General features: G+C 36.4%; 21 protein-coding genes. 8 read left to right on the top strand and 13 right to left on the bottom strand.

What is annotated here, in order from left to right:
* Nucleotides 1–200: 200 nt before the first annotated feature.
* Nucleotides 201–1,142 (top strand): hypothetical protein, encoded by a 942-nt coding sequence (locus ACMAWV_RS07750; RefSeq protein WP_412469628.1) that lies wholly within the window; start codon nucleotides 201–203, stop codon nucleotides 1,140–1,142.
* Complete coding sequence (locus ACMAWV_RS07745) at nucleotides 1,135–1,647, top strand: hypothetical protein (RefSeq protein ID WP_412469629.1); 513 nt, start codon at nucleotides 1,135–1,137, stop codon at nucleotides 1,645–1,647. Before ACMAWV_RS07750 ends, ACMAWV_RS07745 begins: the two co-directional genes overlap by 8 nt.
* A gap of 168 nt (nucleotides 1,648–1,815) precedes the next feature.
* On the opposite strand, the gene ACMAWV_RS07740 is transcribed toward ACMAWV_RS07745, so the two are convergent.
* Nucleotides 1,816–2,148 carry a hypothetical protein gene (locus ACMAWV_RS07740; protein ID WP_103217424.1) on the bottom strand — a complete coding sequence of 111 codons (333 nt, stop codon included), beginning with the start codon at nucleotides 2,146–2,148 and terminating at the stop codon, nucleotides 1,816–1,818.
* A gap of 245 nt (nucleotides 2,149–2,393) precedes the next feature.
* On the opposite strand from ACMAWV_RS07740, the gene ACMAWV_RS07735 reads away from it, so the two are divergent.
* From ACMAWV_RS07735 to ACMAWV_RS07725, 3 genes are all read left to right on the top strand, one after another.
* The gene (locus tag ACMAWV_RS07735) at nucleotides 2,394–2,612 is read left to right on the top strand and encodes a hypothetical protein (protein ID WP_199177525.1); all 219 of its coding nucleotides are present in this window, start codon (nucleotides 2,394–2,396) and stop codon (nucleotides 2,610–2,612) included.
* A gap of 104 nt (nucleotides 2,613–2,716) precedes the next feature.
* On the top strand, nucleotides 2,717–3,256 hold the full coding sequence (locus ACMAWV_RS07730) for a hypothetical protein (protein ID WP_392991704.1): 540 nt from the start codon (nucleotides 2,717–2,719) through the stop codon (nucleotides 3,254–3,256).
* Nucleotides 3,257–3,270: 14 nt separating this feature from the next.
* Nucleotides 3,271–3,948, top strand: coding sequence for a Fic family protein (locus ACMAWV_RS07725; protein ID WP_412469630.1), 678 nt, complete (start codon nucleotides 3,271–3,273; stop codon nucleotides 3,946–3,948).
* Here ACMAWV_RS07725 and mnmA read toward each other — a convergent pair.
* Genes mnmA through ACMAWV_RS07710 form a run of 3 tightly spaced genes read right to left on the bottom strand, consistent with a single transcriptional unit; the run spans nucleotide 3,937 to nucleotide 7,630 of the window.
* Nucleotides 3,937–5,082: a tRNA 2-thiouridine(34) synthase MnmA gene (gene mnmA, locus ACMAWV_RS07720; RefSeq protein ID WP_103217428.1), complete on the bottom strand. Its 1,146-nt coding sequence runs from the start codon at nucleotides 5,080–5,082 to the stop codon at nucleotides 3,937–3,939. The two genes, ACMAWV_RS07725 and mnmA, sit on opposite strands and share 12 nt — an antisense overlap.
* Nucleotides 5,083–5,107: 25 nt before the next feature.
* The gene (locus tag ACMAWV_RS07715) at nucleotides 5,108–6,256 is read right to left on the bottom strand and encodes a M28 family metallopeptidase (protein WP_412469631.1); all 1,149 of its coding nucleotides are present in this window, start codon (nucleotides 6,254–6,256) and stop codon (nucleotides 5,108–5,110) included.
* Nucleotides 6,257–7,630 (bottom strand): hypothetical protein, encoded by a 1,374-nt coding sequence (locus ACMAWV_RS07710; RefSeq protein WP_103217430.1) that lies wholly within the window; start codon nucleotides 7,628–7,630, stop codon nucleotides 6,257–6,259. It abuts the gene before it with no gap.
* 161 nt (nucleotides 7,631–7,791) lie between these two features.
* On the opposite strand from ACMAWV_RS07710, the gene ACMAWV_RS07705 reads away from it, so the two are divergent.
* On the top strand, nucleotides 7,792–8,967 hold the full coding sequence (locus tag ACMAWV_RS07705) for a DNA cytosine methyltransferase (RefSeq protein ID WP_103217431.1): 1,176 nt from the start codon (nucleotides 7,792–7,794) through the stop codon (nucleotides 8,965–8,967).
* Nucleotides 8,954–9,991, top strand: coding sequence for a Ppx/GppA phosphatase family protein (locus ACMAWV_RS07700; RefSeq protein WP_158246829.1), 1,038 nt, complete (start codon nucleotides 8,954–8,956; stop codon nucleotides 9,989–9,991). The genes ACMAWV_RS07705 and ACMAWV_RS07700 overlap by 14 nt, the downstream gene beginning before the upstream one ends.
* A 2-nt stretch (nucleotides 9,992–9,993) precedes the next feature.
* On the opposite strand, the gene ACMAWV_RS07695 is transcribed toward ACMAWV_RS07700, so the two are convergent.
* From ACMAWV_RS07695 to ACMAWV_RS07685, 3 genes are all read right to left on the bottom strand, one after another.
* On the bottom strand, nucleotides 9,994–11,052 hold the full coding sequence (locus tag ACMAWV_RS07695; RefSeq protein ID WP_412469632.1) for a hypothetical protein: 1,059 nt from the start codon (nucleotides 11,050–11,052) through the stop codon (nucleotides 9,994–9,996).
* 96 nt (nucleotides 11,053–11,148) lie between these two features.
* Nucleotides 11,149–12,954 (bottom strand): ABC transporter ATP-binding protein, encoded by a 1,806-nt coding sequence (locus ACMAWV_RS07690; RefSeq protein ID WP_392991698.1) that lies wholly within the window; start codon nucleotides 12,952–12,954, stop codon nucleotides 11,149–11,151.
* Nucleotides 12,954–14,630, bottom strand: coding sequence for an ABC transporter ATP-binding protein (locus ACMAWV_RS07685; RefSeq protein WP_392991696.1), 1,677 nt, complete (start codon nucleotides 14,628–14,630; stop codon nucleotides 12,954–12,956). The genes ACMAWV_RS07690 and ACMAWV_RS07685 overlap by 1 nt, the downstream gene beginning before the upstream one ends.
* Nucleotides 14,631–14,678: 48 nt before the next feature.
* On the opposite strand from ACMAWV_RS07685, the gene ACMAWV_RS07680 reads away from it, so the two are divergent.
* Nucleotides 14,679–15,107, top strand: coding sequence for a hypothetical protein (locus ACMAWV_RS07680; protein WP_103217436.1), 429 nt, complete (start codon nucleotides 14,679–14,681; stop codon nucleotides 15,105–15,107).
* A 5-nt stretch (nucleotides 15,108–15,112) separates the two neighbouring features.
* Here the strand turns inward: ACMAWV_RS07680 and ACMAWV_RS07675 are convergent, their stop codons facing one another.
* Genes ACMAWV_RS07675 through ACMAWV_RS07650 form a run of 6 tightly spaced genes read right to left on the bottom strand, consistent with a single transcriptional unit; the run spans nucleotide 15,113 to nucleotide 20,870 of the window.
* The gene (locus ACMAWV_RS07675; protein WP_103217437.1) at nucleotides 15,113–16,267 is read right to left on the bottom strand and encodes a hypothetical protein; all 1,155 of its coding nucleotides are present in this window, start codon (nucleotides 16,265–16,267) and stop codon (nucleotides 15,113–15,115) included.
* Nucleotides 16,268–16,309: 42 nt separating this feature from the next.
* Nucleotides 16,310–17,092, bottom strand: coding sequence for an enoyl-ACP reductase (locus ACMAWV_RS07670; RefSeq protein WP_412469634.1), 783 nt, complete (start codon nucleotides 17,090–17,092; stop codon nucleotides 16,310–16,312).
* A 9-nt stretch (nucleotides 17,093–17,101) separates the two neighbouring features.
* Nucleotides 17,102–17,512, bottom strand: a complete 411-nt coding sequence (gene fabZ / locus ACMAWV_RS07665; protein WP_392991693.1) for a 3-hydroxyacyl-ACP dehydratase FabZ — start codon at nucleotides 17,510–17,512, stop codon at nucleotides 17,102–17,104.
* The gene (gene fabG / locus ACMAWV_RS07660; RefSeq protein WP_392991691.1) at nucleotides 17,512–18,252 is read right to left on the bottom strand and encodes a 3-oxoacyl-ACP reductase FabG; all 741 of its coding nucleotides are present in this window, start codon (nucleotides 18,250–18,252) and stop codon (nucleotides 17,512–17,514) included. The genes fabZ and fabG overlap by 1 nt, the downstream gene beginning before the upstream one ends.
* A 12-nt stretch (nucleotides 18,253–18,264) precedes the next feature.
* Nucleotides 18,265–19,701 (bottom strand): phytoene desaturase family protein, encoded by a 1,437-nt coding sequence (locus tag ACMAWV_RS07655; protein ID WP_412462688.1) that lies wholly within the window; start codon nucleotides 19,699–19,701, stop codon nucleotides 18,265–18,267.
* A 20-nt stretch (nucleotides 19,702–19,721) separates the two neighbouring features.
* The gene (locus tag ACMAWV_RS07650) at nucleotides 19,722–20,870 is read right to left on the bottom strand and encodes a hypothetical protein (RefSeq protein ID WP_412469635.1); all 1,149 of its coding nucleotides are present in this window, start codon (nucleotides 20,868–20,870) and stop codon (nucleotides 19,722–19,724) included.
* Between the last annotated feature and the right edge of the window lie 18 nt (nucleotides 20,871–20,888).

Raw genomic sequence — 20,888 nt, 5'->3', positions numbered from 1 at the left:
GCTCTTTTATGAACTGTCAGTTAACTCGTAATTTAATAGGTACACTTCTAAGGGACAACAGAGGTAACACATCTTACATAATTCCATTATGCAGAGGACACTTTAACCTGGTATCGACAGGAAATCATATAACGACATCTGCAAATACAATTTTTGTACGCTACTGACGTATTAAACATTATTTTGCCTAGGAAAAATTGATGATAAATCAGTTCAATAAAAAAAACATACTAGTAGATTCAAAAGGTATGGATGGTGCCATTCAATTGTTATTAGACAATTCAGAATTGATTGAGTTTACTAAAAAAATCCCATACGGGCTAACTATAGATCAATGCAGTAAAAACAAAAAAATTGAAATATCAGTGCAACCCACCTACTTTGTTCTCTCTGTCGGATCAGATACACATCCTTGGGGCTGCATACCTGCTTTAGAGCGTGTAAACCTCTCAGTAAACGAAGGAATTCATTTTACTGACCCGTTTGAAAATAAGAACTTAAATGAACTAGCGTGGCTTTACTCATTTGCAAAAGCAAAAGAAAGATTTTCAACCATTGGTTACAATCATTTGTGTTCCCATATTCAAGAGGTGTGGAAACAAATTGCAAATCTCATTATTAATGGAGAAGAATGCGGTATAGTGCCTTTCTATGCTTCGTGTTTTAGACACTATAATCATCCTGCGAAGGAGTATTTGAAGTCATATACCGATGCAACAGGAGAAAAAGGTTGGCATGATGCTTTAGAGAGTGAAAACTTCAATGAATTTTTATCAAAAATAGGAATCCACAAAATTGCTCCTTTAAAGAACAATTTTTGCCTTCTTCAAAAACCAAGAAAAAGAACAGTTGTTTATAAATCTTATGGAAGAATACATGGTGTAATGGCTACTGATCAAGGAAAATTTGCAAAAACTGTAGATGAATTAAAAGGACTAGCTTTTTGGTCTTCGAGAAATCCGTTAATGTTCGCTGATCATGACCTCGACAGACCCATAGGACTTATATACAACCCACACTATAACTTTAACTTAGAAAAAAATCGAAATGAATTAATATATTCTTTAATTATTACAGATGAGTACCAATGGAAGAATCGAGAAAAATATAAAGGCTCAAGTTTAGGAGTATATCATGAGTAAAGACTTTAAAATTGATATCGTTGAATTAGACTTGGCTGTTTCAAGCCAAGAAGCAGTTGATGAGGCTTATGTTGTATTTCAGCCAATAAAAGTTTTAAAAAAAGGGAAATATGCAGCAGAGCCTACAACATTCATTACATTAATATCATCTATAACTATCGAAAATATTGCGACATCAGTAATAGCAGGACTAATTGTTGAAGGAGTTGTCACTGGAGCAAGACGTATCAAATCTTTTTTACAAAGCCCTGCCTTAAGTGAAGTTAAAGTTCCTGTACTAGCAACCCACTTAATGAGATCAGAGGGTATTATGTGGGAAATTAGATATAATCCCAATCAAGAGCTTTCACCTTATCTAAAAGGTTTAATTATAAATAATGTGGATATTCGAAATCTCCCTGATGATACATATAGAATATCCATTAACCTTATTGAGCGATATGCGAAAGCTTTTGATGAACAGAAACAGTATATATGCGATTTACCATTTGACTTAAAATCTTAATTCGAGACTTCCTGAACCGGGCAAATATTTTCATAAATTTCATAATGTAAAATTTGCATAATGCTTAAGCAATTTCATCACACTAGACGGTATTCACCTACTAATAGGCACCATTTCCAAAACAAATTCCAAATATAATTTTTCATTTATAAGGGACGCGATACCTCTCTATACTTTTCTTTTAGCAGTCCCAATATCTTCAAGATAGAACTTTAGTCTTTGCTCAATTTCCTCAAGGGCAGCAAGGCGAATTTCAATGGCCGTATTACATGAGCGGCGAGTTTTGATAGATTCAATCCCCTCCTTAGATGGGATATTCATAACTGGTCTTTTTTCCTGTTCTTTTTGTAAAGCGACCTGTTCTTCGAATTCTTCGATAAGCTTATTTAGAGGCGTTGGTGCTTTAGCTGTGCGCTCCTCTTCTACTGGAAAATTTTTAGCAGCAGGGAACATCACTAGAACATCGTTTTCTGATTGTGGATTTGTATCAATTAGTTTCATTAAATTTAATTCCTCATAATAAGCATTTATAGCGTTCAATTGCCGTCGCTATTTATAAAGCATAACCTAGGCCAAGAATAATTGGGATAAGCTATGTAAATTTGGAAGGTTACAAAAAATGAACGTCAATTATTTGGTCAGGCAAGGTGTTCATTAGACAAATTTCTCTCGCAATATCAAATACTTAGTCATATTTTATTTAGTCCTCAACTTGCGAGATATCATGAGCGTGGTACAATATTGGAGTGAAAAGAATCAACTGTATGCAATGCAAATATTATTTTAGTACTTGGGACAAGGACGCTCCTCGTGGATGTCGTAAATTTAATATGAAATCCACAAATATGCCTTACATCCTCGTTCGCCAATCAAGTGGCTCGGATTGCAGCTTCTTTGAACAAAAAGAACACTTAAAGAAGAAAAAGAGTAAATTAGACGATCTTAATGACCCAAGCCTGTGGTAATCGACATATATCAAATTAGTATAACAACTATTCCATAATATTATTTCTAATATAAATAAAAACATCATATATAAGCCTCATCAATCAAGTATGTGAGGTGCAAAATGAAAAAAGAGATCCTATTAACGTCATTAATTATGATGAACCCTGTAGCAAACCTACAAGCAAAAGAGATTACTGAAGTCAGAACACAAATGCTTTCAAGTTATGAAACCCTGGCCAATTTATCATTTGAATCTAATAAGTCTTTCGACGGTCATTATTGGACATATAACGATGAACTAAACGATGCCACTAAACACTATCGTAAATTTAAATGGGCAATCGAAATTAGAGACAATAGCGATGAGACGATGACTCATACTGAAGATGAATTAAAAATGGAGTATTTTTTAGTTCTCCATCAAGTATTTGAAGATGGATATATCCTGAGCTCTGAAAATGACTACCGTGTTGATCGTTTAACAAGTAAAAGGTTCAAGCTATATAACTGTGACTCATCACTTAATTGCCAAAGTGATTACGCCAATACAGAAATGATTCTTGAGAATATCGGCGGTGAGAAAGTTCTTCTCATTAAGAATCTTAAGAATGTATTTTCACAAAATAATTATGAAGACGTTTTCTTCGTTCAAACTAAGTAAGTAGAAAGAAATTTGTGAATTCAAAAGAAGTTCTAGAATATTTGTTAACTCCCCTTGATCAATCTCAAGGGGATGTCTTTAAAGAAGTTATTTGTGAGATCGAGCAATTAGAGATTCGTTTAATTGCATCGATGAATCCTAATTGGGCCAAGCTTGCTAAATCTCGTCTGCTCTCTTCAAACACTGCTTCAAGAGCAATTGATAATAGCTTAGCAAGATGGGATGAGGCCAATCGTTACATCAGCGAATGTATACAAGATGAAAAGACGCTTAGCTTTGAGATCATCACGAAAATTAACTCCATCTACAATGCTAAGAATTCACAAATCAGAGAAACTCCTATCTACGGGGGTGGTATCGAGTTTATAAGGCCACAGTATCTAAAGGAAGCAAAAGTGCTCCTTATTGATAACCTGTTAAATGATGTCGAGATGTGCTTTTATGAGAAGGCCTTTCACCTGTATCAATGGATCGTAAGTCTTCATTTCTTTGATAACGGAAATGGCCGAACTTCAAGGCTATGCGCTGATTACATACTCATGCAAAACGGAAAGCTTCCTATATGCTTCCAGTCGAGTGTACGCTCTCATGTGGCCCAAATGCTTGAGGACAGGAAGGTGAACAAAGAAGATAAATTTCTTAGTTTCTTAAAAGCAATAAAGAGAAGCTATGAAATTGTCTTAGAGATTTGAGTCTGGCAGCTCAATACCTTGCTCATAATAAGTTGGCCCGGCTTCTTGAATCATTCCACCGCCAAGACACACTTCCTCACCTTCTAAATTCGTATAAAAGACAATTGATTGGCGTTTGGCAATAGCACGCTGAGGAGTATCAAAGTCAACTCTAACAAAGTCTTCAGAAACTTCAGTGATCGTACACTCTTGATCTTTTTGACGATAGCGAATCTTGGCCTTAAGCTTCATTCCAACTTCAGGCATAAATTCCTCATCAACCCAAGATAGATCTGTGGCAGTAAGATAGTCAGCATAAAGTGCACCGTGTTTTTCGCCGCGTTCAACGATAACGACATTGCGCTCAGTATCTTTACCAACAACAAACCAAGGCTCACCTGGCCCACCAAGGCCTAGCCCCTTTCTCTGGCCAATTGTATAAAAGGCGCTACCACTGTGGCGGCCAACTTTAGTTCCATCAAGAAGTTCGAAGTCGCCTTCTTTGATATGGATATAATTTGAAAGGAAGTTTTTAAAATTTCTCTCACCGATAAAACAGATTCCTGTTGAATCTTTCTTATCATGAGTAATAAGGTCATACTTCTTTGCAATCTCTCTTACCTGTGGCTTTTCAATGGCACCAACTGGGAAAAGAACCTTATCTAGAACTTTTGATTTGATTGTGTAGAGAAAGTAAGTTTGATCTTTGTTATTATCAAGGCCTTTAATAAGTTTAGACTTACCGTCAATCTTCTTTGTCTGGCAGTAGTGCCCAGTTGCAAGAAAATCTGCACCAAGCTCCATGGCCTTATTGAAGAAAACTTTGAATTTAATCTCACGGTTACAAAGAATATCAGGATTAGGTGTAAAGCCCTGTTCATATTCCTCAAGAAAGTTTGCAAATACGTTGTCACGATACTCTTTTACAAAGTCCACAGAGTAGTATGGAATATCAAGCTTTTCACAAACGGCAACAACATCTTCAAACTCTAGAGATGCTTTACAATTTCCGTTTTCATCCTGCTCTTCCCAATTTTTCATGAACATGCCAATGACGTTATAGCCTTGCTCTTTTAACAAAGCTGCACATACAGAAGAATCGACTCCTCCGCTCATTCCGACAATGACTGTTTTACCGTTACCTACATTTTCCATGTGCCTTATTTAGCACATTTAGGGGTTATAGGTCTAGTGCCCATGAAGCAATGGCCATAGCAATATTGTTAGTGGCGTGATGTAAAGTCTTAATATTGAGTGCGTTCACATGATCTGCCGGAGTATGGATGCGAGAAGCATTTGAATCACTCTCCCAATTTTGGGTAAAGACCACACTTGGGATATTAAACTTTTGAAATGACGTATTATCACCGTAGACGAAATCATATGGCGTTATGCTAAAATCCACACGAAATGTCCCCTCGGAAGACTTCGTATAGAATCTTTGAGCAATAGACTTTTCGGCCTTATGAAGACCAGAGCTAGCAGGAGAATAATAGAGTCTCATATTCCCAAGCTTCTGCTCTTTATCTTGAGTGAGAGTATCGTAACCAAGCATAACCAATTCTACATACGAATAGACCCTGATGCCCTTTTCAAGGTTTAGGTTTTTTACATAGTCATATGAACCTAAGAATCCATTTTCACCATAATCGAAGAAAACCACTCGAACTGTTTTTTCAAGATCGAGCTCGGCAAGAATATTGATTAAACTCAAGGCCGCAACAACTCCAGAAGCATTATTATCAGCACCTGGTTGACGTCCTTTATTTACAACTGCAAAGTTTTTTAGATCATAAGCGGCCGTATCGTAATGGGCCCCGATGACAATAACATCTTGAGGATTTTTTAGCCCCTTCTTTTCCCAAATAATATTGTATCCATTAACAGACTTAAGGCCATCCACCTGCTGAACTCTTTCATTCGTAAGCTTTTGCCACTTTCGTAAATCTTTTGGACTAAGCTTATCTTTTGTGGCCTCTAAATCCTTTTTAAATAGGGTTTTTGCATATTCAACATCTGGAACAAATTTAATTGTCTTAAGAGATGTATTTGTTTTTCGAACATTAGTTTCAATATAGCTAATAATATAATCCTGTGCCGTTTTATGACCACTAGTTCCCACAAAACGATTAGGTCTTGTCTCTTTAACAAAGCTATTAATTAGGGTATCGATATCTTTTTCTGAATTTTTAGATACGGCGTAATAAAGAGAGCGTAATTTCTTAGGAGACCTTTTACTTTTAGAAAGTTTATACGTGTCTTTAAAATTTTTAAATTCTTTTGCTGTCACAGAAAGTGACATCGATAATGCAATAATAAAATACTTCATTTAAAACCCTAGTTCTCTTTTTTTCGGACGAGATTGCGCTTCTTCAAGCTCTTCTTTTTGCTTCTTATTTAGCGGTAGACGGTAGAATTCACCATCGATGAATTGTCCAGTTTGAAAAATTTTTGCGTGACCAATTACCTTAGCACTTGGTCCATTTTTTGTTAAAAAGATAAAATGATCTCCTCTAAACAATATGCCTTCTGACTTGTCATCGAGATCAAAATATATATTTCCATTATTTAAAATATAGAGATTTCCTTTATATCCTTTACCTGTCGAGCTAATTCGACAATAACATTCCACAGGCCTAGATGTGTCAACGACTTCATAATTAACAAAGTGATTGCCAACGATACGCTCAAACGTTAATTCCTTTGCCTTTGCAACGTAAATAAAACCACGAGACATATTGATAGAAACAATTTTACTATCTGGAAGCTTTGGTTTGTTATCAAAAGTTTTATACTGTGTTTGTCCAAGATAATATTGATGCTGGCCTTTATGCTCACCAACAACACTATCGTCATCGTGAAGATAGATAGTGTTCTCTTTGATAAAACTTCGAGCAATATAACGATCAGTTAACTCGATAATTTCTTCATTTGAATAAGCTTGTGAGCGAAGTACTGCTCTTTTTTCAAGTTCAACTCGTGAAATTGTTTTTGAATCCACAAGTTGGCCAATCTTATCAACCTCTGCAGTCTTTAGATCTGCCAAAGGAAGTTTCAAATGAGACATTACCTCATTACTAACCTGAGTTAAGAGATGACAGTCATTTTTGACAGTATCGTTTGGTGCACTTAGCACAAATCGATTTTGAACAGGGATTACCTTACTAAAATGTCCTGTCGCAATCTTTGTGGCCTTAAGAACAGATAATTTTGAATAGAGAGTCTCAAGAACGAGAGTTGCTTTATCAATTGTTGGATTACACCAAATACCTGCAACACGACTCTCTAACAATTTAGAAATAACGCGCTCTTCAAAGGCTCCAGAAGCACTCGTAACATAAAAAGGAATTCCTATTAGTCGACAGATATCCCTGATTTTCTCTTCTGATTCACTTGCCCAAGGACTAAAAATTCTATTGATCTTCTTATTCCACGAAATTTTCTCATATTGTCTAAAGGCCTCTAACTGTTCCTCATCGCCCCTTAGCTCTTCTAGCAATTGCCCTTCAGGAGTAAGCTTTGTTTTAAACTGCTCCAGTAAAGCTTCATCTTCACTAGTGATTTTTTCAAAAAAAGAAATATTGACTCCAATACACTCATGCCCCTGCTTTTTTAAAAGCAGCGCAGTAACGGCCGAGTCAATACCGCCATCCATCCCGACGATAATCCTCTCTTTTTTCATATCTTTCTTAGCAAATTGCATAATTAAATTATAAGTGATTTTAGAAATTTAAACAGGGTAAATTTAAATTTATCAAAAACTTTATCCCACCAAAAGGCTCATATATTCATTGACATAACTCAACGCAAAATCAGATAATATTCATTCACGACGCAATAACACACGAGGACACAACACAAATTATGAAAACGAGTAAGGGTAATAGTAAAAGAAGCAAGAAGCTAAAATTTATTGATATCTTTTCAGGCGCAGGAGGATTTTCTTGTGGACTTGAAATGGCAGGTTTTGAGTGTGTCATGGGAATTGACTTCAACAAACACGCCATGGATACATTTGCACATAATCACAAAAAGGCCTATCCATATTGCGGCGACATTTCAAAACTAAGTAACAAAAAAATTAAAGAAGTTCTTGGTGACACTGAAGTTAATCTTGTTGTTGGTGGACCTCCATGCCAAGGTTTTTCAACTGTTGGCCCGGGAAACCCAGACGATATTAGAAATAAACTTTTTCTTGAATTCGTAAGAGTTGTGAAACTAACTAATCCAGAATTCGTTGTTATTGAAAATGTGACAGGACTACTTGCTAAGAAGAATGAATCAACATTAAAGGCAATCTTTAAGAAATTCAATTCCCTTGGATACAACCTAGACGTTAAGGTTATGAGTTCTCAAAACTATGGTGTACCTGAAAAAAGACGCCGTACAATCTTTATTGGAAGTCGAGTTAACGAGAAAGTAGAATTTCCAAAAATTACTCACGATACAATTGTAGCAAAAACATATCGCCCACCAGTTACTGTTGGTGAGGCCCTAAGTGATATTGAAACGAAAGCTGGCCATGTTTTAAATCATGACCTAGATAGTGCTAAGATCAAATCTAAACTAGATTTAAAGCGCATCAAACGTATTCCAGAAGGTAAAGGAATTCGTTACGAAAAAGACGAAAAAATGTATCTTACTCCATCGCTAAAACTTGGTGTTGATTGGAAAACAATGCGCGAGGGGCGATTTAGACAAACAAAGTACCAGAGACTTGATTCGAGAAGTGTATCTCCAACAATCATGACTCATCGTCATAGTTATTACCACCCTACAGAGCATCGCTACCTAACTCAAAGAGAAGCGGCAAAAATTCAAAGTTTTCCAAATGACTTTGAATTTTGTGGGCCAATCTCTGCTCAGTGGAGACAGATTGGAAATGCTGTTCCTCCGTTAATGGGTAAAGCAATTGGTACGGCAATCAAGAAGATGCACAATGCTCACCTTAAATCGACAGAAGATGGAAAAGTAAAAAAGAAAACAAAAGTAAAATCAATTATTGAAGATGTTCGAGGAGGAGCATTTGTCTATCGCTAGAATCTCGACACTACTTTTAATTCTACTAACCATATCATGTGCGACAAGCAATGATTCAACAAAAGTAGGCCAATCTAATTGCCACGTCAAAAGGGCCGCAATTGATCTTGGCTCAGGTTCGACAAAACTAGTTGTAGGACTCGTGGATACTTGTCGAGCGATGGTAGAAGGGATTCTCTTTGAAGCACAAAGAGCAGTACCTCTTAAGGATCAACTACAGTCTTCAAAAGACAATAAGTTTAATGAAGAGATGCAAAATCGTCTAAGAGATGTTTTTGATGAGTTTAAATATCTAGCAAAAAATGAAGGCGCCGAAGATATTAGAGCTGTTGCGACTTCAGCATTTCGAACATCAGCAAACGGTGATGATGTTGCAGATCAATTAAAAGAACAAACAGGTGTAGACTTAGAGATTATCTCTCAAGAAGATGAAGCCAAGTTTGCTTACTCTGCAGCTCTTTCAAAACTTAAGTCAATGAATGTTTCACAAAATCCTCCGATTGCCATCTGGGACATTGGTGGTGGAAGCATGCAAATCACAAAGCCAATTGATAAAAAAGGTGAACAAACACAGGTGGCCCTTTTAAAAGTTGCATCTGTTACTTTTAAAAATCTTGTTTTAAAAGAGTTTTATCCAAAAGGGACTAAGACGCCAAACCCACTAAAAGAAGAGCGCGCTCTTAAAGCGATGGATCTGGCCAGAGTAACAGCAAAAGAACAATTATCTGACTTTGGAAACCTAAAAGACTATCAGGTTTATGGAGTTGGTGGTGTTCACTACTTCAGCATTGGTGGCCAATTTAAGAAAGCGAATCGCGTCTATAACCAGTCAACTCTCCTGGCCAAACTTCTGGAAAGAGCAAAGCTTACTGATAAAGAGATAGACAGCAAGTATGCATCGACAGACGTGACAAATATGGCGCTAGTTCTAGGTTTTATGCAGACTCTAAAAGTTGATGAAGTAAAGCCTATCAAAGTAAACATGGCCCATGGACTTCTAATCAACCCTACTTTCTGGGAATAACTCTAATAACGATTTGTAAAAATACATAGATTGCCTTCATCGATAATAATCGGCGAAGGCCATTGCTGCTCCTTAGCAATATCCATCAACCATTTATTTGCATTACCTTTTGTGACAATTGTAATTTTTTTCTCGTAACTAATTTCTAAGATTTGATTTAATACATAGTCATAAGTTTCTTTAGAGAAAGGATCGTACAGATAGTAAATATCTGCTTTCGGTATAGAAAAAGACTTTAAAGACAAATCTTGAACTTTAAAGGTTAAGCTCTCATCTAAACCTAAATTGTGGCAGGCATTATTTGAAACCTCTACTCTGTGATTCACATATTCATAACCAACAAATTCAAGATCAGGTCTAAGAAGAGAGCAAACAAGCCCTACTCGTCCATAGCCTGAGCCAAGATCAACAACAGTATCTCCAGCACTAGCATCAATTCCCTCGAGTGCTAAGAGTATTGTAGAATAGCCCGATTGAACTCCTACTCCGGCCCTTTGATATAGACGTTCTTTCGTGGTTGAATCATAGGTCATTTCTTGATCCAATTGATAATTTAGTTCAAAAATATCATCGAGATTATCAAAAGTACGGTATAAATTAGGACCTTGATGGCCCATCTGCTGTATTCGGCCTTCCTGATCTTTTTCTTCTTTAATAAAGTGTGTACTCATTGTATTCAAAGATTGAATCAGAAATTCTTTTTGTTCATGGCCTCTTTTATCAATGATTGATTCGATTACGTGTGCTTCAATCGACATAGAGCGCTTCTTAATTTCTTTTATTTTCTCAGCTCCACTCTCAACAAGAAATTCTCTTAAAAAAGAAACTGCCTCCAGTTCATCTTCAAATAATGGAGAGATAAAATCTTTATAAGAAGTCTTTTGTCCATTTCGCTTATCTTCTTGTTTCTTGAGCCAGAGCTCATCTTTAAGAAAGTCCATAATGGTGACTAAGAGTGCCGAATTAGTGTAGAGGCCAGCTAATTGAGTTGGCGTAAAATCACTCGTATCACCTTTCTTGCCTTTTAATAAATGTAAGAACATTAACTGAGAAACTCTCATGTTGCCTCCAATGTGTTTAACTGAAACGATCATGGTTGCAAAGCATGAGCTAATTGAATTAATTTAATGATAACTTTATAATGGCCCTAAGTAAAATTAGTGGCCATTACTAGAGTTTGTCGCTTGTGTGAGATTGTAGAATATACCCCTTTGAAGTATTAAATTTTCAGGAGTATCAAATTCAGCAAGTTTAGCATCTTTGAAAACAAGAATTCTATCACACTCTTTAATTGTATCGAGCCTGTGAGCGATAAAGAAAGACGTTTTACCTTCCATTACATTGTGAATTCCATCGTGTAGAATCTTTTCAAAGTAAGGATCAACATGGGCCGTGGCCTCATCAAGAATAAGAATATTTGGATTCTGTAGGCATACACGAGTTAACGAAATAACCTGTTTCTCACCCGCTGATAAATTCGATCCACCATCTTTTAAGACACTATCAAGAGAAAGCTTCGAGTAATCCATAACCTTACTCATTCCTGTTTTATCACAAATTGAAAGAATGTCTTTATCTGTCAAATCAGGGTTTACCGAAAGATTTTCTCTAAGAGTCCCATCGAAGATAATGACATCTTGAGAAACAATTCCAATCTGATCACGGTAGTGATCGATATCTAAATCTTTAAGATTTTGACCATCAATTAAAACATCACCTTTTTGATAGTCATAAAGGCGAGAAAGGACTGCAACCGCCGTCGTTTTCCCTGAGCCAGTTGGCCCAACAATTCCAATTTTTTCACCTTTATTGATCTTGAATGAAACATCATTTAGGGCCGTACTAATATCATTATAGCCCATCGTCACGTTCTTAAATTCTACTTCACCGTTTATTGTATGATGTCTATCGTTTCGTTGATCAAAGACCTCTCTCTCTGTTTCAACATCAATAAAGTTTGCCACACGATTAACACTTGTAAACGCTGTAATAATATTTGCCATTTCTCTAAAAAGAGAAAGAACAGGCCAAAAGAAGCGCTCACAATAACGTAAAAGAGCAATAAACAGGGCAAGAGAAAGCGTTCCATCTAAGTAAGCGCTTCCACCAAACCAAACAAGAATAAGAAGTGGTAGTCCACATAAGAATGATAGCATCGGCATTGTAAGAGCATAGTATGTATTGGCACTTAGCTGAACTACTTGCTGTTCATTTACTGCTGATTTGAAATTGTCATAAGACCAGTCCTCGACACCAAACGATCGAATCACGTGAATACCATCAATATACTCAGAAAGCTTTGAGTTAATATTTGAAGAGTACTTACTGATGGCCCTATTTAGAGAGCCAATTTTATCTCGCGTAACAATTAGAAAAATAACTGCAGGAATCATTCCTGAAATAACCATTAAACCGATTTTGAAGTCAGTGATAAGCATCGCTGTTGCCGATGAAATAATCATTAAGATCGAGATGGCCAGGCGCCCTAGAGAGCTTGTAAAAAACTTCTCAATCCCTTCCACATCATGAGTCATTCTCGTTACAATTCTTCCCTGAGGCCAAGAATCAAAAAATTTAAGTGGTAAGTGAGAAAGCTTTTGAAATAGTCGATCTCTAATCTTTAAAATAACATAACTTGTTTGCACGATTAGATAACGACGGCCAATATAGTGAATAAGGACACCACCTAGCTCAAGTGCTAAAACATAAAGGGCCCACTTTTTTGCAAGTTCCCACTTTGATTTTGCTAGACCTTCACCAACAAGCACCCCTAGTGCATGACCAGAGAGCATTGATATAACAGTAAACATAATTAGCATCAGTATTGAGACAAAGATCTTAAGACGATAACCTTTTGCAAATCTGAAAAGAAATGCTGTCGTCTTTAAGGCCGAATGTCCTTGTTCCTTATGCTTAGCTTCATCTTGATCATCTTGTGCTAAAAATTGTTTTGCATCACTCATTATTTAGTCCCTGCTTCTGCACGATCTAAGTTAATCACCTTCTCGCAATATTTGAGAGTCGATTCTCTATGGGCAACCCATACGAGAGTTGATTCTGGCAGGTATTTATTAATATTTGATAGAATAGTTTCTTCGGTAACTGTATCAACCGCAGAAAGACAATCATCCAAAAGAAGTATCTCAGGCTTTCTAACAAGTGCTCGAGCAAGAGTTAGTCTTTGCTTTTGACCACCTGAAAGATTTACACCCCACTCTCCAAGTTGTGTATCTAGGCCATCATCGAAGTTTTCAATATCACTTTTTAAACCTGCAATTTCTAAAACTTGCCATAAAATTTCATCATCAAAATTTTGATCCATTAAAATATTATTACGAATAGAGTCCGCAAAAAGGAATGACTTCTGATGAACCATTGTAATATGTGATCTTAGAAATTTATGGCCATACTCAGTAAAAGGACGTCCAAAAAAGGCGACATCTCCCCTTACATCTCTCTCTAGTCCACTAAGTATATTGAGCAGAGTTGTCTTTCCTGTCCCAATCTGGCCAATAATTCCAATACGCATTCCACGCTTAACTTCAAGATTAATATTAGAAAGGATGTCATTTCCTTCTTCATATCTAAAGCTTAGATTCTTTAAACTAAATACCGTATCACCAGTAAGTTCAGGCTCAACTTTCTTATCAAGTAAATACTCTTCCTTAAAGTGAGTATAAATCTCTGCAAGACGTCTTAGAGAAGTAAAAGACTTTCTCCAATCAGATATAATGTAGCCAAGCTCCATCAATGGCTCTTGTAATAGATGAACAAGTCCTTGGATTGCAACGAACTCTCCTACTGTGATCTCGCCTTTCATAAGAATAGTGAAACCATAAGTAAAAAGAATAACGTATGTTGCCAACGAGGCCATTCCCGAAGAAGGAATATAGAGCATTGAAGTGTTATTGGCATCGAGTCTCATTTTTCGATACTTTTGTGCACCAGCAAATAATCTCTTATACCAAAAGAAGGCCGTATTCCCTAGCTTCTGTAGTCTTACAGTAGAGATGGCCTTTGATGTTTCATCATTAAAATATGAAAGATAATCTTGTGCAACATCGTAGCGCTCCATTTCGATAGTCGAAATATAGCGAACAAGAATTGGAACGATTAATAGTGCTAAGAAAGAGATAATCGTGATTTGTACATTAATTAAAAATAACGAGATAATTGTAAATACACCTAAAAAGAGCACATCTGCAGCTCCTACAAGTGTAAACCCAAAAACAAAGCGCGCTTGACCAACATCACTATTGGCGGCACTCATTAGAATTCCTTTTGGATATTTATTAACAAGAGTATCCATTGAAAAATATTGAGCATTTTGCCAAATATCGTCTTTTAGAAAACCACCTGCATGATGAGTCTGGCGACCTAAAAAAATACGCCAACCAACACGGCCAAAGTAGAGCATAATTCTAGAAAATAGAACAACTGTAAAAATAAAAAAGAATTTATGCTTTAGATCGTCACCTGTAATGAAGTAATCAATTGTCCAAGAAGGCATGGTTTTATGGGTGAAGAAATCCACCACATCCCCCATGGCACGTGAGTAAAATACCTGACAAAAATTACAGACTACTATCGAAATAATCCCTAGGAAGTAAACTGATTTTTTGCGGCGTAAATAATTCAACCAAATTTTATAATGCATAGTCATTGCAAAGTATTATATGATTTATACATGAGATTTCATATTCTTTTATTTTTAATATTTTCTGTCACAGCAAACACTTATGCCGAACTCGCAGAATTCGACTCTGGCCCAGGTAACGCTAAAATATTTAGAATTGATGCTCTTGAAAATTACGTTAAAAAGATTAGAGAAGAAATCACTCGCATTGAAAGTGGCATGGATGACAAAATGGGCAAGGAGCTAAAGTCTCTTAAGGCCCAGATCGAAGAACTCAAAAATAAAGAAACTAATTTGGATGGGCTTAAAGTTATTGAAGAGCGTCTAAATAAACTTGAATTAAAACATGCTGACGATGTAAAGAAGATGCAGGCAGACTTTAGAAATCTGCAGCAGAATATTGACCAGTCACTCTTAGATCTATCAAACAAAATTCTTCAACGTATTCAGGTTTTTGAAAAGTACCTTCAAAAGCCTTAGATAAACTAGTGAGAACAATGACGGTATTCATTCTCTGTTATCTTCAACTTCTTAGCAATTGTAGGTTGAGTTAAATAAATTGAGGTTAATCTTCTTTCGTTAGAAATATAGGAAGATCCTTTTCTTAATTCTTTATCTAAACATAATTCACTTCTTAAACTATCAACGTCAATACCACTATGGGCCACCACTTCTGCACTAAACCAATCTGCGAATACTTCATCAAGTTGATCTCGCTGTTTTCCAGGCAAAGGGTAAAGAGATCGATTGCATGTAGGGTTTGCCAAGAGATTGTCTCCAACTTCTTTTGTTAGAACCTTATTTTGTACTAAGAAATTTAATTGAGAATCATCTCTAAACAGCGCTCCTGCACTCGTTGAATTTCTTAAGCATTTCTGAATCGAATCAAAAGGATTTTTACTCTTATAAAAACCAGAGAAACGACAGCTATCAAAAGAATGAGCAATCTCGTGTGCCATTAAACTCACTAAGCTTGCACGATACTTGGGAAAAGCAAAATTTAAGCCTTCAAGGCCGATATTAATTTCATTACTCTTTGGATCATACGCAAATCCCCACTCTAAGAAATCGCGAGGAGCTTGGGCAACTTTAGTGCCAAGGACTTTTTTGGGAATGAAAATCTTAATGTTTTCCACTTTCTCTTTTATTTCTTTGAATGCCTTAGTATCACCCAATTGAATTTTCAAAACAGAAAGTGCACTCTTTTTAGCTCTTCTAAAACTATCTTCTAAAAGGAGAATTTTCTTCTTTGTATAAAGCTGTGAAAAGACATCAGTTAACTCTTTATCCAAAAGATCTTGAATGGCCTTTGGCCTTTCATTAAATGTTCCAGAAGATAGAACAATATTTTCGATATAATAAAGACGCCACTGTTTGGCGACATTTACAGGATCGTTAATATCGAGTTTTCGACGTTTGATCCAACTTGTAACAACAGGACTCTTCTTAGCAATTAAACTACCGAGGGCCTCATCTGCAACTGCTGCTATTGGCCTTGAATTAGCAAGATCAACTTTAAGTTTTGCGATTTCATTATAAATAGATTCATCTTTTTCAAAGCTAACCTTCTTACAATATGATTTGAAGGTTGGGTTAGCATATAAACTTACAGCAATAAAAAAGGGGAATAAAAACTTCATTCCCCTATTATAACTTAAAAAAATTAAATCGATTGTATGGACTTATTTACCGGAAACCACTAATTGATCAAAGTGATTAGAGCGCATTCCACAGTCGACTAAAATCCCTGCAGCATTAATTCCACTTGATACATTAGATAGTAAGAAAACAACTGTATTTGCGACTTCTTGAGTCTTAAGTGCTTCCTTTCTCATCGTTAGCTTTTCAGCAAAGATATAATTATCGATATAGCCTGGAATCCCTGCGGAAGCAGAAGTCTTTAATGGACCTGAACAAACGCTATTAAATCGTACACGCGAAAACTCACTAAAGCTCTTAGCTAAATATGAACAAGTTGTTTCAAGCATTGACTTGATTGGTCCCATGTATCCATATGAAGTCGCTTTTGTGTCAGAAATCGAGATTGTTACCACCGATGCATCTTGCTCAAAAAGAGCAGATAGTTCATTTGCTAGTTGCACTAGTGAAAAAGAAGAAATCTGTGTTGCCTGTGCAAAGTCTTCCCATGAAGTTTCATGAAATGGCCTTGGCTCAGTAAGATTTGCAAAAGCAATTGAGTGAAGCATTCCATCTAGTTTTACTTCATCATTTTTTAAGTTAATTGCTAATTCTTTGATTTGAGCTTTATCAGTCACATCAACAATATAGCTTTTTGAATCAGGAAAAAGCTTTGTAAGCTTTGCTTGATGCTCTTCACTTTGAACAGTGAATACACAACTTCCTCCATTATCAATTATTGTCTTAGCACTGAAATAAGCAACACTTTTCTTATTTGCAACACCAGTTATTAGAAATAATTTATTTTCAAAATTTAAAAAACTCACTTTATACCTTTATACTTTTGCACATGTAAATTCGATTGAAAGAACGGCCTTACCAGCAACCTTAGTCTTTCCCTTGAAATAGAAAGCGTTAGAGATTTGTTCAATAAGCTCAACTTCCATCACTAGCTCATCACCAGGACGAACCATATTTTTGAATTTTGCATTTGAAACTTTAGCAACAACACCTAGCCCACCATCAGCACCAGCGGCCATTAAACATGCACCTGATTGAAAAATTGCCTCTTGTAAAAGGACACCTGGCATAATTGGATTCCCAGGGAAGTGACCTTTAAAAAAGTCCTCTTCACCAGTCACCTGATAACTTGTTACGATCTTATTGCCTTCTTTTTCGATAATCTTATCAACAAAAAGAAAAGGTTCTCTTTGAGGGATTAAGTCCTTAACATTTAAATCACTCATTAAAGTCCACCCGTTACTTCTAGAGAAGCGCCAGTGATATAGGCAGCTTCACGTGAAGCTAAAAATTGAACTGCATGTGCGACTTCAGAGACTTTTCCAAATCTCTTTAAAGGCACTTGTTTCTTATACTCTTTAACTTGTTCAGCAGGAAGGTCAGCAATAAGCTCAGTTTCGATAAAACCAGGACATACGTTATTAATTGTAATCCCCTTCTTACCAACCTCTTTTGAGATTGATTTACTCATTGCAATTTGCCCCGCTTTCGATGCAGCGTAATTGGCCTGTCCAGGAAGACCAAGACTACCACCAACAGAGCTCATATTAATGATTCGCCCGTATCTCTTAGATAAGAAATGGTTAACTGCTCTCTTTGTCATTAAGAAAGTTCCAGTTAAGTTTATATCAAGTACTCTTGCCCAATCTTCATCAGGCATAATTGGAGAAAGATTATCTTTCCTAATACCAGAGTTATTAACAAGAATATGGATTTGCTCGAATTGCTCGTTCATGCGGTTCCAGAAAGCTTCAACATCTGTAGCATTAGATACATCAAACGCTTCAAGAAAAAGGTTTTCTCCTAACTCTCCAAGCTCTGCTTTGAAGTTATTTGCAGCATCATGATTTCCAGCATAAGTAGCAACAACACGTGCCCCACTTTTTAAGAAAGCTTCAGTGATCCCACGGCCAATTCCGCGTGTTCCACCAGTAACAATTGCAACCTGATCTTTAAAATCAAACATATAATTCCCTTTTTATTCTTTTGAACTATCTAAATAAGTATTTAAGTCATGTCCTACGATAACACCGTAGTTCGCGGCCCCAAGCCAACCAGACATGATAATTCCAACTGAACCTGCATGAAATAGGCCCTTTATTTCATTTGGAAGTTCTTTAGAAACAGCAAGTCCTTCAAACTTTGTTCCAAACGAAGACCCAAAGTGATGATGTGTATACTTCTCTACAGTACGCGGAGAAGAAACATTCACATGCTCTATCTTATCTTTAAAACCTGGGACTAATTTGTCCATTGTATTAATAGCATTTTGAGCAAGATATTCTTTGCGTTCTTTATATTCATCATCTGTTAAATGCATCCAATCTTCATATCGAGCATTGATACTTGATACAACCGCATACTTCTGCTTCATATGTTTTCTCATATCTGGATAATAGATAGAGAAAGTCTGAGAGTAAGCTTTAGGAGACAACAGAAGATCAGTGTCAAATTTGTCAGAGCTTGAATAGAAAATCAGCTCACCAATATTTGGGATCGACTCTCCTTCTTTTAGTCCCATAAAGACCTGGCAAGAAGATGAGTTAACTCTTACGGCCTTCGCGTCCTTTGCAAACTTTTCTGAGTATTTAGCATTTGGAGTCATCTTGAAGATCGTATTATAAAGGGCCGAGTTAGATAGAACGGATCTTGAAAGAACGCTCTCCTCACCGATACGAACACCTTTTGCAATATTGTCTTCGACTAGGATTTCATCAACTTTTGCATGAAGTTTAATATCCACTCCATTGGCAAGAAGTTCATCTTTCATCATACCGATAAGCTTATCAGTACCACCTCTAAAGATATATGCACCTTTATTCATGAAATTTGAAAATACAATCCCGAATGTAATGGCCTCATCTTCAAGAGTCGAACCATTCGCGTATGCAATGGGCTCAAGCAGGAAGCGAACAACATCATTTCTTCCCGGAAAGTATTTTTCAAATAACTGGCCGTTTGTCATGGCCTCATCATCATAGAAATTCATTGCACGAAGCTCATCAAAGAATCCTACAACGTACTCACGATCAAGATTGAATTTCTCAACCATGATGTTGATATAGTCTTCTTTCGTGAAATCTGTATCAATTTCAAATTGTGGATTGATAAAACGAATTTTATCAACACGCTCAATACAATCGGCGATATCTTTTGACCAATAACGACGACAAGTCTTAATCATCCCAACAGGAAATCCGTGAAGAGAAATATCAAAAATATGCCTTTCACCTTCATTCGTTGGTCGTCTAAACCAAGTAGCAAAACCACCTAGTTTGTTATGGGCCTCAAGAAGAAGAACTTTTCTTCCATCCTTGGCCAGTTTATTAGCTGCCGTCATCCCCGCAAGCCCTGAGCCCACGATGATGACGTCATAAAATTTTGTAATCGGATCTTTCTTTTTCAGTAATGCCATTTTAACTTTCTTTTAATAAATTATTTTTTTAGTACCATTGTTGATAATTTTTTTGTTTTTGGATTTATTACATAAACAATAAATGCGATAGTTCCATTATCATTGATACGTGGAGCATGAACAAATGGAGATGTTGTTGCATCAACAACTTCGTAATCAACACCATTGATAGAAAGAGCATCTCCTTCTCCAATAAGCTTAGACCACTGTCCATTTACATATTTAAAGATTGCAGCAACACCTGCTTTATCATATCCACGAATAACGATGTCACCATTAGAGTTCATTGCTGGTGCAAATCCGTCAAATTTAGAAATCATCTCACCTAGAGATAGAATTGGCTTAATGATTCCATTAGTAGAAGCAAATAGCTTTACACCTTCATTTGTTTGCGCCCATACAGCAATGTCACCTTTTTTATTAACTGTGTATTGGTTTTGAATCGCTTTAATTTTTGATGAAGGTTGTCCATCTCTATCTTGCATAACAATTTGACGACTACCTTTTTTGATATTGTATAAGTAAAGGCGATCTGGTTGAGACTCAGCAGTAGACTTCCCCATTCTAACTTTTGTTAAAACATAATTGCCAGCTGTCACAGGAGAGAAGATATAACCCATATCATTTGTAAAACTTGTAAACACATCTTTTTGCTCATCTAAAGTTTTAATCACAACTTTTGCTTTACTTGTCCCAAAAGAATGACGGTAGATAAGTGTGTCTTCACTATTCATTGCGACACCAGAGACACCAGTAAACATTCCTTCAAAGTTTTCGTGCTCAAGTCTTTTACCTGTTTCAAGGTTAATCGTATAAATTCCTGTGTGCTCATAACCATTATTAGGTGCAAACACGACATGATCTTGACCAGAAGCTGCATCATTGAAAAGATAAAATTCGCTAATGGCCTCATCACCATTTCCTGCAAATAATTTTACATTGTCACGATTGTCACCACATAGAATTCCATATTTTGAAATTCCATTATCCGCACCACTTAGAGAGAAACAAACCTTGCCTGAATTCTCTAGTCTTAGTGAAGTACTAATCCAAAATGTTTGATCAGGTAGGTTAAGATTTAACTCACCACTACTTGCTAGTAATTGATAATTCGCTTGTGCACTGAACATTCCAAATGCGGCCAATGCTATTTTAAATAAATTCTTCATAATATTTACCCCGAGATA

This window comes from Halobacteriovorax sp. RT-1-1 (assembly GCF_047085455.1).
Classification (GTDB): Bacteria; Bdellovibrionota; Bacteriovoracia; order Bacteriovoracales; family Bacteriovoracaceae; genus Halobacteriovorax_A.
The sequence above is the reverse complement of the archived record's forward strand: the minus strand, read 5'-3'. Positions and strand labels throughout refer to the sequence as shown.